The organism is Pseudomonas sp. FEN, from assembly GCF_904067045.1.
Taxonomy (GTDB): Bacteria; Pseudomonadota; Gammaproteobacteria; order Pseudomonadales; family Pseudomonadaceae; genus Aquipseudomonas.
In genome coordinates, this window is the sequence record NZ_CAJFDC010000007.1 from 161955 (window position 1) to 175980 (window position 14026).

Consider the following 14026-nt stretch of genomic DNA (forward strand, 5'->3'; position numbering starts at 1 on the left):
CTACCTCAGCTTCAGCGTGGCAAGGCCGACCAACACCAGAATCACGGTGATGATCCAGAAACGGACGATCACCCGTGGCTCGGGCCAGCCCTTGAGTTCAAAGTGGTGGTGGATCGGCGCCATGCGGAACACACGGCGCCCCGTCAATTTGAAGGAAGCGACCTGGATCACCACCGACAGGGTTTCCATCACGAACACCCCGCCCATGATGAACAGGACGATTTCCTGGCGAACGATCACCGCGATAGTGCCCAGGGCCGCGCCCAGCGCCAGCGCGCCGACGTCGCCCATGAACACCTGGGCCGGATAGGTGTTGAACCAGAGGAAACCGAGGCCCGCGCCGATCAGCGCGCCGCAGAACACGATCAGCTCGCCCGCGCCCGGAACATAGGGAATCAACAGGTATTCGGCGAACTTCACGTTACCCGACAGGTAGCAGAAGATCCCCAGCGCGCCACCGACCATCACCGTCGGCATGATCGCCAGGCCATCAAGGCCGTCGGTCAGGTTGACCGCGTTGCTCGAACCGACGATGACCAGGTAGGTCAGCACCATGAAGCCGGCGCCCAGGGGAATGCCGACATCCTTGAACATTGGTATCAGCAGGGTGGTCTCGACCGGACTTTGCGCGGTCATGAACAGGAAGATCGCCGCGCCCAGGCCGAACACCGACTGCCAGAAGTATTTCCAGCGACTTGGCAGGCCACGGGAGTTCTTCTCGATCACCTTGCGGTAATCGTCGACCCAACCGATGGCACCGAACAGCAGGGTGACCAGCAGGACCACCCAGACATAACGGTTGTGCAGGTCGGCCCAGAGCAGGGTGCTGATGCCGATGGCCGAGAGAATCAAGGCACCGCCCATGGTCGGCGTGCCGGACTTGGACAAGTGCGATTGCGGGCCGTCGTTACGCACGGATTGACCGATCTGGCGGTTCTGCAACGTACGGATCATCCAGGGACCCAGGCACAGCGACAAAGACAGCGCGGTCAGTACCCCGAGAATCCCGCGCAGGGTCAGGTACTGAAAGACCGCGAAGCCTTTGTAGAACTGTTGCAGGTACTCCGCTAGCAGCAGCAGCATTAATGCTTCTCTCCCTTGTGTTCGTCAGAAGCAGGTCCACACAAAGCCGCCACGATGTTTTCCATCGCAGCACTGCGCGAACCCTTGATCAAGATGGTGGTGTCTGGGTCTTGCTCGGCGCCCAGCGCGTCGATCAGATCGGCCTGGCTGGCGAAATGACGAGCGTGTGGGCCGAAGGCGTTGACGGCATGAACCATCATCGGTCCCACCGCATACAACGCTGAAACCTTGTCGGCGGCATAAGCGCCTACTTCACGATGTCCTTGCTCCGCCCACTCGCCCAACTCGCCGATATCTCCGAGCACCAGAACGGTGCGGCCGGAAAAGCCGGCGAGTATATCAACGGCGGCGCACATTGAGGTGGGGTTGGCGTTATAGGTGTCGTCAATGATACGAATGCCATTGATTGCCAATTGCGCCACCGCGCGGCCCTTGACCGGCTGGACCGCTTCCAGCCCGGCGACGATGCCCGGCAGGGAAACTCCCAGGGCATGGGCGGCCGCGGCGGCGGCCAGGGCATTGGCGACATTGTGACTGCCCAGCAGGTTCAACTGAACCCGGGCGCTGCCCAGCGGACTGTGCAGTTCAAACCCCGGACAACCGCGCGGATCACGGGAAATCTGCCCGCCATGGAAGTCGGCGGCGCTGTTTTCGCGGGCAAAGCTCAGGACTTTGCGACCGGCGGCACGGGTTTTCCAGATGCCGAAAGCCTGGTCATCCAGGTTGAGGACCGCCACGCCATCGGCCTTCAGTCCGTCAATGATCTCGCCCTTGGCCTCGACGATCTTCTCCGGGCCACCGAACTCGCCGACATGGGCGGTTCCGGCATTGTTCAGTACGGCCACATGCGGCTGGGTCATGGCCACGGTGTAGGCGATCTCGCCAATACGCGAAGCCCCCAGCTCGATCACCGCGGCGCTGTGCTCCGGAGCCAGTTCGATCAGGGTCAGCGGTACGCCCAGCTCATTGTTCAGGTTGCCGCGGGTAGCCAGGACCAGGCCACGGGTGCGCAGGATGCTCGCGAGCATTTCCTTGACCGTGGTCTTGCCGCTGGAGCCGGTGATGGCCGCCACCGGTTGAGTAAAAGCGGCGCGATTCAGCGCGCCCAGACGCCCCAGGGCCAGACGGCAGTCGGCGACCAGCAACTGCGGCAGCGTGCTGGCGCTCACTTCATGCTCGACCAGAGCCGCGACCGCGCCTTTGGCGGCGACGTCGTCCAGATAATCGTGCCCGTCGAAACGCGGTCCGCTCAGCGCGACAAACAACTGGCCGGGCTGAATCGCCCGGCTGTCGATGCTCACGCCATCAAAGCGGGCATCGGTGGTCAGCAGGCGAGCCGAGAGCGCCCCGGCCACGTCACTGAGTTTCATGGCCTCAAGCATGCGCAACCTCCCAGGCGTCCAGGGCCTTGGTGGCCTCGGCCAGATCGGAGAAGGCATGACGTTCGCCGTTGATTTCCTGATAATCCTCATGACCTTTACCGGCCAGGACGATCACATCATCGGCCGAAGCGCCGGCAATCAGTTCGGCGATGGCCGGGCCGCGACCGGCGACAAAACGGACCTTGTCCGCGACCACGAAACCGGTGCGGATGTCGTCGAAGATTCGCGCCGGGTTTTCAGTGCGCGGGTTGTCATCGGTAACCAGTACAGCGTCGGCCAGGCGCTCAACCACTTCCGCCATCAGCGGGCGCTTGCCGCGATCACGGTCGCCACCGCAGCCGAACAGGCAGAGCAATTGGCCCTTGGCATGAGGACGCAGGGCCAGCAGGACTTTTTCCAGGGCATCCGGGGTGTGGGCGTAGTCGACCACCACCAATGGCCGGGTGCCGCCACCGAGGCGCTGCATCCGACCGGCCGGGCCTTCAAGCTGCGGCAACACGCGCAGGATTTCATCCAGTGGGTAATCCAGGCCCAGCAAGGCACCGACCGCCGCCAGCAGATTGCTCAGATTGAAACGTCCGAGCAGGGCAGCGCGCAGGTGATGCTCACCTTGCGGCGTCACCAGCGTGGCGCGCACACCTTCATCGCTGAACTGCGCGGCGCGGCAGTACAGATAAGCGCTGGGGTCTTCCTGGCTATAAGTCAGCAGACGCGATTCATGTTTTTCAGCGGCCAACTGGCGACCAAATTCATCGTCGATATTGATGACCCGGCAGCTCAGGTTGGCCCAACCGAACAGCCTGGCCTTGGCCGCGCCATAGGCCTGCATGGTGCCGTGATAGTCCAGGTGGTCACGGGACAGGTTGGTGAACACCGCCACGTCGAACGCCAGCGCGGTGACCCGCCCCTGTTCCAGACCGTGGGAGGACACTTCCATGGCCACGGCCTTGGCCCCGGCTTTCTTCAGGTCGGCCAGGCTTGCCTGGACCGCAATCGGGTCCGGCGTGGTGAGCATCCCGCTACGCAGCGCGCCGTGGAAACCCGTGCCGAGAGTGCCGAGAATCCCGCAATGCTGGCCCAACAGATCCAGGGCCTGGGCGATCAACTGGCTGACACTGGTCTTGCCGTTGGTACCGGTCACGCCCACCAGGTTCAGGTGCCGGCTCGGATCGCCATAAAAACGCCCGGCGATATCGGAGAGTTGCGCGGCCAAGCCCTTGACCGGGATCAGCGGTACATCGGTAATCGGCAGCACGGTGGCGCCTTCGACTTCATAGGCGACCGCCGCCGCGCCACGCAGCAAGGCGTCGGCAATATGGTTGCGACCATCGACCTTGCCGCCCGGCACCGCCAGGAACAGGTCGCCGGCACGGACTTTACGGCTGTCGAGCGCCAACTCGCGAATCAGCAGATCGCGACCGGCGTGGGCAAATATCTTGTTCAGGCTCAGGGACATCAACCACGTCCTCCTTTGACCGGGACAGGCGCGACAACGGCTTGTTGTTGCGGCGTTGTCGGCAGGTTGTCGGGGATGACGTTCATCAGGCGCAGGGTGCCGGACATGACTTTGCTGAAAACCGGTGCCGAGACCAGGCCACCGAAGTAACCAGCCTTGCTCGGTTCATCAATCACCACCACGATGGCGTAACGCGGATCGCTCATGGGACCGAAACCGGCGAACAGCGAGCGGTAGGCATTTTCTTCATAGCCCTTGGTGCCGACCGAGGTCTTGCGCGCCGTACCCGACTTGCCGGCCACGTGATAGGCCGGCACTTGCGCGCGCCAGACACCGCGCGGCGCCTCGATCACTTGTTGCAACATACCTTGCATGGTCTTGGCGACATTTTCCGGGATAACCTGGGTACCGTCGGGAATCTTGTCGGACTTGATCAGGGTCAGGGGCACGATCCTGCCATTGTTGGCCAGGGCCGAGAACGCGTGCACCAGCTGGATGGCGGTCACCGACAGGCCGTAGCCGTAGGACAGGGTCGCCGTCTCGGCCTTGCGCCATTCGCGATAGTTCGGCAGGTTGCCGACCCGCTCGCCGGGAAAACCGAGACCGGTGTCCTGGCCCAGGCCGACTTTCTGCATCACGCGGAAAATCGCTTCGCCGCCGATATCGAAGGCGACCTTGCTCATGCCTACGTTACTGGAGTTGATCAGGATGCCGGTCAGGTCGAGCACCGGGCCCTCGGTCTTGGACACGTCACGAATGGTGTACTTGCCCAGCTGCAAGGTGCCCGGATAGACCTCCACCGTGTCACTGGGCTTCCAGCGCCCGGTTTCCAGGGCCGCGCTCATGGAGATCGGCTTCATGGTCGAGCCCGGCTCGAACACGTCGATCATCGCGCGGTTGCGCATCATCGCCGGTTGCAGGTTGCGCCGGTTGTTGGGGTTGTAGGTCGGCTGGTTGACCATGGCGAGGATCTCGCCGGTCTTCACATCCATGATCACCAGGCTGCCGGCCTTGGCGCCGTTTTCCACCAGGGCATTGCGCAGCTCGCGGTTGGCCAGGTATTGCAGGCGCAGGTCAATCGACAACGCCAAGGGCTTGCCGGCCTTGGCGTTCTTGGTGACCTGGACATCCTTGATCAGGCGGCCGCGCCGGTCCTTGATCACCTGTCGCTTGCCGGGGACCCCGGCCAGCCACTCGTCATAAGCCAGTTCCACCCCTTCGCGACCGTGGTCGTCGATGTCGGTAAAGCCGACCATATGGGCCGCCACTTCACCGGCCGGATAAAACCGTCGGAACTCCTCGATACCGTAGACGCCGGGAACCTTGAGGTCGAGCACCGACTGGCCCTGCTCCGGCGTCAGGCCACGGACCAGGTAGATGAATTCCTTGTTGGCCTGTTGCTCCAGGCGTTCGGTCAACAGCTTCGGGTCCTGCCCGAGCGCCATCGCCAGCGCCGGCCAGCGATCCTTGGCCAGTTGCATTTCCTTGGCGTTGGCCCACAGCGTGGTCACCGGCGTACTGACGGCCAGGGGCTCGCCATTGCGGTCGGTGATCAGCCCGCGGTGCGCGGGAATCGGGATATGCCGCATGCTGCGCGCATCGCCCTGGCCGATCAGGAACGCCCGGTCGATGACCTGCAGGTCGACGATCTTCCAGCAGATATAGCCAACCATGATCGCCAGCGCGCCGAGGACCACGCGGAAGCGCCAGGGATAGAGCGCGCCTTCGAGCTTCATCATGGCGCCACCATCCTGACTTCGGACGGGCTGGGAATGCGCATCTTCAGTTGTTCGGTGGCCAGGGTTTCGATCCGGCTGTGGGCGGTCCAGGTGCTCTGTTCGAGGATCAGGCGGCCCCATTCGGCCTGGGCCTTGTCACGCACACTCAGCTCGTTGTACAGCGAGTTGAGCAACTGACGGTTCCAGTGCGCGCTGTAGGCCACGCCGATGGCGGAGACCAGCACGGCGACAAACAGCAGGAACATGAAAAAGCTTCCGCCTGGAAGTGGCTTGGCGTAGAGCTTGCTCACCGCAACTTCTCCGCGACGCGCATGACGGCGCTGCGCGCGCGCGGGTTGGCCTTGAGCTCGGCTTCGGAGGCGAACCGGGCCTTGCCATGCACCTTGATCCGCGGCTCGAAAGCCTGGTGCCGGACCGGCAGGTTACGCGGCAGGTTGTCGCTTTCGCCCTTGACCAGGCGACGCATGAACAGTTTGACGATGCGGTCTTCCAGCGAATGGAAGCTGATCACCACCAGGCGACCACCGACTTCCAGGGCGTCGAGCGCCGCTTCGAGACCGGTTTCGAGATCACCCAGCTCGTTGTTGACGTGGATACGCAAGCCTTGGAAGGCACGGGTCGCCGGATTCTTGCCCTTCTCCCAGGCCGGGTTGGCAACCTTCAGCACTTCGGCCAGGTCGGCGGTGCGCTCGAACGGCTTGATTTCGCGGCGTTCGACCACGGCCCGGGCCATGCGCCCGGAAAAACGTTCTTCGCCGTATTCCTTGAACACCCGGGCAATTTCTTCCACCGGCGCGCTGGCGATGAACTCGGCGGCGCTGATGCCACGGGACGGGTCCATGCGCATGTCCAGCGGGCCATCGTTCATGAAACTGAAACCACGCTCGGGATCGTCGAGTTGCGGTGACGACACGCCGAGATCGAGCAGGATGCCGTTGACCTTGCCCGCCATGTCGCGTTCGACGATTTCCGAACCCAGCTCGGCAAAGCTGCGCTGCACAACGACAAAGCGGCCGTCTTCGGCCGCTAGCGCTTGCCCGGTGGCAATCGCCTGAGGATCCTTGTCGAAGCCGAGGAGTCGACCACCCGGCCCGAGCTTGCTGAGAATCAGCCGGCTGTGCCCGCCACGGCCGAAGGTGCCATCCAGATAGCAGCCATCAGGGCGCACGGCGAGAGCCTCGACGGCTTCGTCAAGCAGCACGGTGATGTGGTTAAAGCCGCTATCAATAGTCACAGGATCAGATCACGCAGTTCATCGGGCATGGCGCCCGGTTGTTGAATGGCCGCCAGGTCCGCTGCCGATACAGCGTTCCAGGCGTCCTCGTCCCACAGTTGAAACTTGTTCAGCTGGCCCACCAGCATCGCGCGCTTGTCCAGCTTCGCGTACTCGCGCAGGCGCGGCGGCACCAGGAAACGGCCGCTGCCATCGAGCTCGAGGTCGACGGCATTACCAATCAGCAAACGCTGCAGCCGGCGGTTCTCTTCGCGCAACGACGGCAACGCGCGCAGCTTGGTTTCAATCAATTCCCACTCGTCGAGCGGGTACACGCACAAACAGGGATCCACGGCATCAATGGTCACGATCAGTTGGCCGGAACTACGCGAAACGAGCTCGTCACGGTACCGGCTCGGCATAGCGAGACGGCCCTTTGCATCGAGACTGATAGCGTTGGCTCCGCGAAACACAGCTGCGTTTCTCCAAATATTAGCGTTTTACGTCAAAAAAACCCACTTCATGCCACTTTCCTCCACTTGCGCACACTATAGGAATGCGCCCACCACACCGTCAAGGCGCGGTCTTAAGGAAAAGCCTTACAGAACGGAGATTTAGGAGCATAAACGGAGGTATTTCGACAATCGGGAGAGTGTTTCAAGAGACGAACTTCAACGGGCTCAGAATTTTGAGCGCGGAAGTTAAAGTGATTTATCAAGAGTAAGATTTTTTCGGTATTACAAATGCGCTTCTGCCAGCGATTGCGTGCAGGGAGGGAAAGAGGTGGAGAGTCGATCTGTAAGCCGGGTTCTGTCGAGGACAGTCATTCCTCTACGATGGCCATCACTGGACATCTTTAGCAACCTACCCGGTTCCAGCGCGGGCCACGCCTTGGAACCCTATTTGGTCTTGCTCCGAGTGGGGTTTACCTAGCCACGAACTGTTGCCAGCCGTGCGGTGCGCTCTTACCGCACCTTTTCACCCTTACCGGCGCCGAAGCGCTTAGGCGGTTATTTTCTGTGGCACTTTCCGTAGGCTCACGCCCCCCAGGCATTACCTGGCACTCCGCCCTATGGAGCCCGGACTTTCCTCCCCCCCCTAATTTTCATAGGGGGCAGCGACTGTCCAATCGACTCTCCGCGGCGAAGGTTACCGGCACACGCCCCGAAGGACAAGCTTTAAAGGCGTTTCGCGGCAGGGCGCTGTCCCGGCAAACAGTGCCAAGCCAAATCCTACATTCGCAACGGATCCGACCTACACAAAAATAAGTCAGGCATCTTTCTGCCGATCCAGCGCCACCTGGTACAGCAGGTTCTTGCGCACCCCGGTGATCTCCGCCGCCAGGGCCGCGGCACGCTTGAGCGGCATTTCCTGGAGCAACAGGTCGAGGACGCGCATCGCCTCGGCGCCAACCGCGTCGTCGTTTTCCGGCGCCGTCCAGCCAGCGACCAGCACCACGCACTCGCCGCGCTGCTGATTGGCGTCCGCCTCGACAAAGCCGCGCAACTCGCTCAGCGGCAAGCCCTTGAGGGTTTCAAAGGTCTTGGTCAGCTCACGGGCCAGCAACGCCGGGCGCTGCGCGCCGAAAACCGTCTCCAGGTCCTGCAGGCATTCGAGGATCCGGTGCGGCGCCTCATAGAAAATCAGCGTGCGCGGCTCTTCCTTCAATAATTCCAGGCGAGCCCGACGCCCGACGGCCTTGGCCGGCAGGAAACCTTCGAAGATGAACCGATCGGAAGGCAGCCCCGCCGCCGAGAGCGCGGCGATCAATGCGCAGGCGCCAGGCACCGGAACGACACTGATACCCGCCGCCCGCGCCTGACGAACCAGGTGATAACCGGGATCGGAGATCAACGGCGTGCCCGCATCGGAGATCAAGGCCACGTCCTCGCCCGCCAGCAACCTGGCGATGAAACGGCTGCCTTCGTCACGTTCGTTGTGCTCGTGACAGGCCGCCAGCGGCGTCGTAATCCCAAAGTGCTGCAGCAATCTGAGCGAGTGGCGGGTATCTTCCGCGGCAATCAGGGACACCTCGCGCAATACTTTCATCGCCCGCGCACTGATGTCATCCAGGTTGCCAATGGGCGTCGCCACCACATAAAGCGAGCCGACAGCGGAATTCAAAGCACCTGGAGCAGTCAAAGCACACACCTCGAGAAGAACGAAAACGCCATTGTAGCGCGTAGCCGCCCTGCCGATATGCTTCACAACGGCGAGCGCGAGCCCGAAAGCCGTGCGCTTCGAGCGCCGCGACACGCTTTGTACGACCTAATTTAACCGTTTCACGCCAGTAACATCGCGCCCCGGCCAGTGCTTGGGTACAATTCCACGCTCATATGATCGAGTATCAGGAACACTACATGATCGCTTGCCTGCGGCTGTTCTCTGCCCTCTGCCTCGCTGCCTTGCTGGCGGCTTGCGCCAGCTCGCCCTCTTCCAGCCTTGGCGAACTTCCACGGACCCCGAATGCCAGCATCGAGCAATTGCTCGAGCAGGCGGCTTCCAGCAAGACGCCGGAACAAGCCGCCTTGCTGCGCCTGACCGCTGCCGACCTGGCCTACCGCCAGAAAGACAGCGGTCGTGCCGCGCAGATCCTGGCCCAGGTCCCCCTGGACACCCTCAAACCGGCGCAACAGGTGTACGCCAGTACCCTGGCGGCCGAACTGGCGATGACGCGCAACCAGCCCAAGGCGGCACTGAGCGCCTTGAGCCACCCAAGCCTGGAGCGTCTCGGCGAGCTGCCGGTGGACCAGCAGGTCCGGACCCAGACCGTGCGCGCCCGCGCCCTCGAAGCCGACGGCCAGACCCTGGCCGCCGCTCGCGAACGTATCTTCATCGCCCCGCTGCTCAACGGCGACGCGGCGAAGAACAACCATGAGGCCATCTGGGCGCTGATCGCGGCCCTGCCGACCGACCAGCTGCAACCTACCGGCAACGACGACCTCAGTGGCTGGCTGAGCCTGGCCCTGGCGGTGAAGTCGTCCGGCACCCTGGAGCAGCAGCAGGCCGCCATCGACACCTGGCGCGCGCAGAACCCCAAGCACCCGGCCGCCCAGCAATTACCGCTGCCGCTGATGAAACTCAAGGAACTGGCCAGCCAGCCACTGAGCAAGATCGCCCTGCTGCTGCCGCAGGAAGGCCCGCTGGCCTCGGTCGGCAAGGCCCTGCGTGAAGGCTTCATGGCCGCTCACTACCAGGCCCAGCAAGCTGGCCAGAAGCCACCGGTCATCGAGTTCTACGACAGCTCGCGCATCAGCTCCCTGGACGATTTCTATCGCAAGGCCCAAGCCTCCGGCGTGCAGCTGGTGATCGGTCCGCTGGAGAAGCCGCTGGTCAAACAGCTCAGCGCCCGCCCACAACTGCCGATCACCACCCTGGCGCTGAACTACAGTGAAAGCGCGCAGAACCCGGCCCAACTGTTCCAGTTTGGCCTCGCGGCCGAAGACGAAGCCCGCGAAGTGGCCCGTCGCGCCCGCGCCGACGGCCTGCATCGCGCCGCCGCCATGGTGCCGAAAGGCGAATGGGGCGATCGCGTGCTCAAGGCCTTCCGCCAGAGCTGGGAAGCCAATGGCGGCACCGTGGTCGGGATCGAGCGCGTCGACCAGCCCGTCGCCCTGGCCCAACAGATCGCCGAACTGTTCCAGTTGCGCCAGAGCGAAGGCCGCGCCAAGAGCCTGCAAAACACCGTCGGTGGCCAGGTCGCCGCCCAGCCATCGCGTCGCCAGGACATCGAGTTCATCTTCCTCGCCGCGACACCGCAGCAGGCACAACAGATCAAGCCGACCCTGAACTTCCAGTACGCGGGCGACGTACCGGTATACGCCACCTCCCACGTATTCAGTGCCACCGGTGACCAGAACCAGTACAACGACATGAACGGCGTGCGCTTCTGCGAAACCCCCTGGCTGCTGGATGCCAACGACCCGCTGCGCAAGCAGGTCACCGCACAATGGCCACAAGCCGGCGGCGCCCTGGGTCGCCTGTACGCCATGGGGGTCGACGCCTATCGCCTGGCACCGCGCCTGGGCCAGCTCAAGGCCCTGCCCGACAGCCGTATCGAAGGCCTCTCCGGCAGCCTGAGCATGGACCCGGCGCAACGGGTCGAACGCCAGTTGCCCTGGGCCCAGTTCGTCAGCGGTCAGGTCCAGCGCCTGCCGGATACACCGCACTGATGGCACCAGCCGCCCACCTGGAACAGGGCAAGGATGCCGAGCGACTCGCGCTACGGCATCTTGAACAACAGGGTCTGCGCCTGCTGGCGCAGAACTGGTCGTGTAAACGTGGCGAGCTGGATCTGGTCATGCTCGACGGCGATACAGTAGTATTCGTCGAAGTTCGTTACAGGAAAAACACCCAATGGGGTGGCGCACTGGGCAGCATCGATGCCCGCAAGCGCAGAAAGGTAATATTCGCGGCGCAGTATTTCCTGCAACGCGAGTCACGCTGGGCCCACAGCCCTTGCCGCTTCGACGTGGTGGCCATAGACGGCCCGATCGAGGCGACACCGCGATTGGACTGGCTACGGAATGCCTTCGACAGCTGATCCGGGCTATCGGCCCGGTGACTCTTTTCACCCACCGATTTTTGCTCTATTGCTTTGCGGGCTGCACATTCTTGTGCCGGGCAGCCACCGGGAAGACCCGGTCTGCGCTCGACCAGCCGCCCTACTTAAGGTCACATAGATGGACATGCAATCCCGAATTCGCCAGCTTTTCCAGGCCAGTATCGACACCAAGCAACAGGCGATGGACGTTCTTGCACCTCACATCGAGCAAGCCAGCCAGGTCATGGTCAATGCCCTGCTCAACGAAGGTAAAATGCTCTCCTGCGGCAACGGCGGTTCCGCCGGCGATGCCCAGCATTTTTCCTCGGAACTGCTCAACCGTTTCGAGCGCGAGCGACCGAGCCTGCCGGCCATTGCCCTGACCACCGACAGCTCGACCCTCACCTCGATCGCCAACGACTACAGCTACAACGAAGTCTTCTCCAAGCAGATCCGCGCGCTGGGCCAACCGGGCGACGTGCTGCTGGCGATTTCCACCAGCGGCAACTCCGCCAACATTATTCAGGCCATCCAGGCCGCACATGACCGCGAAATGATTGTCGTAGCCTTGACCGGACGCGACGGTGGCGGCATGGCTTCCCTGCTGCTACCCGAGGATGTCGAGATTCGCGTCCCGGCCAACGTCACCGCACGTATCCAGGAAGTCCACCTGCTGACGATCCATTGCCTCTGCGATCTGATCGACAGCCAATTGTTCGGGAGTGAAGAATGACCATCAATCGCCTTAGCCTGCTGGCCTTGACCCTGTGCCTGGGCCTCAGCGGCTGCAGTTCGGTACTGACCGCCACCCGCGACGAACCGATCAACGACGATCGCGGAACCCGCACCCTGGGCAGCAAGATCGATGATTCGCTGATCGATACCAAGGTCGCGGTCAACGTCGCCAAAGCCGACCCTGGCCTGGAAACCGGTTCGCACATTGTCGTCACCAGCTACAACGGGATTGTCCTGCTCGCCGGCCAGACCCCGCGTGAAGACCTCAAGGCCAAGGCCGAACAGGCCGCGGCGGCGGTCCAGCGGGTGAAGAAGGTCAACAACGAACTGCAGGTCATCGAACCCTCCTCACTGGCGGCTCGCAGCAATGACAGCTGGCTGACCACCAAGATCAAGGCCCAGATGCTGACCGACAACAGCATTCCCGGTTCGCGCATCAAGGTCGTCACCGAGAATGGCATCGTCTACCTGCTGGGCCTGGTCACCCAGGCCGAAGGCACTCGCGCTACCAACCTGGTGCAAGGCGTCGGCGGCGTGCAGAAGATCGTCAAGCTGTTCGAATACATCGACTGAGCCAACGCCCGACCAATGTGCGGGAGCCGGCAAGCCGGCACCTGCAAGGACCGCGCTCCAGCCGAAATGCAGACGCAAAAAAGGCGACCCGGATGGGTCGCCTTTTTTATTACTTCACAACCTTCAAGCTTGGCCGACCGCTAGGACGCGGCGGCTCGGAACCTGACGGTGGACCGTCATCGTCCGGCTCAACCCCATCGTCGCCCTCCAGGGGCGCTTCCAGCTCGAACACCATGCCCTGGCCATTCTCCCGGGCGTAGATCCCGAGAATGGCGCTGATCGGCACATAAAGCGTATGCGGCACACCACCGAAACGCCCTTCAAAGCTGACAGCCTCATTGTCCATGTGCAAATGACGCACCGCGCTGGGCGAAACGTTCAAGACGATTTGCCCGTCACTGGCAAACCCTTGCGGCACCTGGACCGAGGGGTACTCGGAGTTGACCAGTATGTGCGGCGTACAATCGTTATCCACTATCCATTCGTACAGCGCACGAACCAAATAAGGGCGACTGGAGTTCATAAAACAGCTCCTTAGCGCATATCGCGTTCGACACCAGACAGGCTTGCCTGGAAAGCCTCACGCGCGAACTGGCGCTCCATATAATCGAGCAACGGCTTTGCAGGCCGCGGCAATTCAATACCCAGAATAGGTAGACGCCAGAGTATCGGTAATAGACAGCAGTCCACCAGACTTTGCTCAGTACTCAGGAAAAATGGCTTGTCCGCGAACAGCGGCGATGCACCTGTCAGGCTCTCGCGCAACTCTTTACGCGCCTGCACGCGCGCCGGCTCCTTGCTGCGCGGGTCGAGAATCAGATCCACCAGCGCACACCAGTCGCGCTGGATGCGATGGATCAGCAAACGACTGTTGGCCCGCGCCACGGGATAAACCGGCAGCAGCGGCGGATGCGGGTAACGCTCATCCAGATATTCCATCACCACGGTCGACTCCCACAACGCCAGGTCACGATCGACCAGGGTTGGCAGGCTGCCGTAAGGGTTCACTTCGATCAGCTTCGGCGGCTGACGCCCCACTTCCACTGTAATGATCTCGGCGCTGACACCCTTCTCCGCGAGCACAATGCGCACCCGGTGGGAATAGTGGTCGGCGGGGTCGGAGTAACAGGCCAACCGGTTGGTCACGCCCATGGCGGTCCTCCTCGCTTGTTGAAATTATCGAAAACGGAAAAACGAGCGCGCCCAAGACAAGCCTCTCGTAGCCAAGAAACAGACAGTGGGTGAGACCGTCACCGGCTCACCCCGTCCGTTCTTGCTGGCTACATCTTCAGAGGCACCCTT

14 protein-coding genes and 1 other RNA gene are annotated in these 14026 nt (G+C 62.4%); 4 read left to right on the top strand and 11 right to left on the bottom strand.

The genetic code is table 11. The annotated features are described in order from the left end of the window. The 9 genes from mraY to rsmI form a co-directional block, all read right to left on the bottom strand. Positions 1-1083: a phospho-N-acetylmuramoyl-pentapeptide-transferase gene (gene mraY / locus PFEN_RS06620; protein ID WP_191486113.1), complete on the bottom strand. Its 1083-nt coding sequence runs from the start codon at positions 1081-1083 to the stop codon at positions 1-3. Next, on the bottom strand, positions 1083-2465 hold the full coding sequence (locus PFEN_RS06625; RefSeq protein WP_191486114.1) for a UDP-N-acetylmuramoyl-tripeptide--D-alanyl-D-alanine ligase: 1383 nt from the start codon (positions 2463-2465) through the stop codon (positions 1083-1085). Before PFEN_RS06625 ends, mraY begins: the two co-directional genes overlap by 1 nt. Continuing rightward, complete coding sequence (locus PFEN_RS06630) at positions 2458-3921, bottom strand: UDP-N-acetylmuramoyl-L-alanyl-D-glutamate--2,6-diaminopimelate ligase (protein WP_191486115.1); 1464 nt, start codon at positions 3919-3921, stop codon at positions 2458-2460. The genes PFEN_RS06625 and PFEN_RS06630 overlap by 8 nt, the downstream gene beginning before the upstream one ends. After that, complete coding sequence (locus tag PFEN_RS06635; protein WP_191486416.1) at positions 3921-5657, bottom strand: peptidoglycan D,D-transpeptidase FtsI family protein; 1737 nt, start codon at positions 5655-5657, stop codon at positions 3921-3923. The genes PFEN_RS06630 and PFEN_RS06635 overlap by 1 nt, the downstream gene beginning before the upstream one ends. After that, positions 5657-5950, bottom strand: a complete 294-nt coding sequence (ftsL, locus tag PFEN_RS06640; protein ID WP_100941296.1) for a cell division protein FtsL — start codon at positions 5948-5950, stop codon at positions 5657-5659. Before ftsL ends, PFEN_RS06635 begins: the two co-directional genes overlap by 1 nt. Further along, positions 5947-6894, bottom strand: coding sequence for a 16S rRNA (cytosine(1402)-N(4))-methyltransferase RsmH (gene rsmH, locus PFEN_RS06645; RefSeq protein WP_412071398.1), 948 nt, complete (start codon positions 6892-6894; stop codon positions 5947-5949). The genes ftsL and rsmH overlap by 4 nt, the downstream gene beginning before the upstream one ends. Further along, positions 6891-7346, bottom strand: a complete 456-nt coding sequence (gene mraZ, locus PFEN_RS06650; RefSeq protein ID WP_011063319.1) for a division/cell wall cluster transcriptional repressor MraZ — start codon at positions 7344-7346, stop codon at positions 6891-6893. The genes rsmH and mraZ overlap by 4 nt, the downstream gene beginning before the upstream one ends. Before the next feature lie 310 nt (positions 7347-7656). After that, an RNA gene (gene rnpB / locus PFEN_RS06655) (RNase P RNA component class A) lies at positions 7657-8010 on the bottom strand. Between the two features lie 132 nt (positions 8011-8142). Continuing rightward, a complete protein-coding gene (gene rsmI / locus PFEN_RS06660) occupies positions 8143-8997 on the bottom strand; it encodes a 16S rRNA (cytidine(1402)-2'-O)-methyltransferase (protein WP_191486418.1) in 855 nt (284 codons plus the stop codon). 236 nt (positions 8998-9233) lie between these two features. On the opposite strand from rsmI, the gene PFEN_RS06665 reads away from it, so the two are divergent. The 4 genes from PFEN_RS06665 (at position 9234) to PFEN_RS06680 (ending at position 12724) form a co-directional block, all read left to right on the top strand. Further along, a complete protein-coding gene (locus PFEN_RS06665) occupies positions 9234-11045 on the top strand; it encodes a penicillin-binding protein activator (protein WP_191486116.1) in 1812 nt (603 codons plus the stop codon). Further along, positions 11045-11416 carry a YraN family protein gene (locus tag PFEN_RS06670; RefSeq protein WP_191486117.1) on the top strand — a complete coding sequence of 124 codons (372 nt, stop codon included), beginning with the start codon at positions 11045-11047 and terminating at the stop codon, positions 11414-11416. Before PFEN_RS06665 ends, PFEN_RS06670 begins: the two co-directional genes overlap by 1 nt. A gap of 139 nt (positions 11417-11555) precedes the next feature. Beyond that, positions 11556-12149, top strand: a complete 594-nt coding sequence (locus PFEN_RS06675) for a phosphoheptose isomerase (protein ID WP_191486118.1) — start codon at positions 11556-11558, stop codon at positions 12147-12149. Further along, positions 12146-12724 (top strand): BON domain-containing protein, encoded by a 579-nt coding sequence (locus tag PFEN_RS06680; RefSeq protein ID WP_191486119.1) that lies wholly within the window; start codon positions 12146-12148, stop codon positions 12722-12724. The genes PFEN_RS06675 and PFEN_RS06680 overlap by 4 nt, the downstream gene beginning before the upstream one ends. Positions 12725-12833: 109 nt before the next feature. Here PFEN_RS06680 and PFEN_RS06685 read toward each other — a convergent pair whose 3' ends face one another. Then, positions 12834-13247 (bottom strand): ClpXP protease specificity-enhancing factor, encoded by a 414-nt coding sequence (locus tag PFEN_RS06685; protein WP_191486120.1) that lies wholly within the window; start codon positions 13245-13247, stop codon positions 12834-12836. A gap of 11 nt (positions 13248-13258) precedes the next feature. Further along, positions 13259-13876 (bottom strand): glutathione S-transferase N-terminal domain-containing protein, encoded by a 618-nt coding sequence (locus tag PFEN_RS06690; protein WP_191486121.1) that lies wholly within the window; start codon positions 13874-13876, stop codon positions 13259-13261. Positions 13877-14026 lie beyond the last annotated feature (150 nt).

Coding starts and splice junctions, on each gene's coding strand:
- mraY (WP_191486113.1), bottom strand. CDS start 1,083: ATGCTGCTGCTGCTAGCGGAGTACCTGCAACAGTTCTACAAAGGCTTC.
- PFEN_RS06625 (WP_191486114.1), bottom strand. CDS start 2,465: ATGCTTGAGGCCATGAAACTCAGTGACGTGGCCGGGGCGCTCTCGGCT.
- PFEN_RS06630 (WP_191486115.1), bottom strand. CDS start 3,921: ATGTCCCTGAGCCTGAACAAGATATTTGCCCACGCCGGTCGCGATCTG.
- PFEN_RS06635 (WP_191486416.1), bottom strand. CDS start 5,657: ATGAAGCTCGAAGGCGCGCTCTATCCCTGGCGCTTCCGCGTGGTCCTC.
- PFEN_RS06665 (WP_191486116.1), top strand. CDS start 9,234: ATGATCGCTTGCCTGCGGCTGTTCTCTGCCCTCTGCCTCGCTGCCTTG.
- PFEN_RS06670 (WP_191486117.1), top strand. CDS start 11,045: ATGGCACCAGCCGCCCACCTGGAACAGGGCAAGGATGCCGAGCGACTC.
- PFEN_RS06675 (WP_191486118.1), top strand. CDS start 11,556: ATGGACATGCAATCCCGAATTCGCCAGCTTTTCCAGGCCAGTATCGAC.
- PFEN_RS06680 (WP_191486119.1), top strand. CDS start 12,146: ATGACCATCAATCGCCTTAGCCTGCTGGCCTTGACCCTGTGCCTGGGC.
- PFEN_RS06685 (WP_191486120.1), bottom strand. CDS start 13,247: ATGAACTCCAGTCGCCCTTATTTGGTTCGTGCGCTGTACGAATGGATA.
- PFEN_RS06690 (WP_191486121.1), bottom strand. CDS start 13,876: ATGGGCGTGACCAACCGGTTGGCCTGTTACTCCGACCCCGCCGACCAC.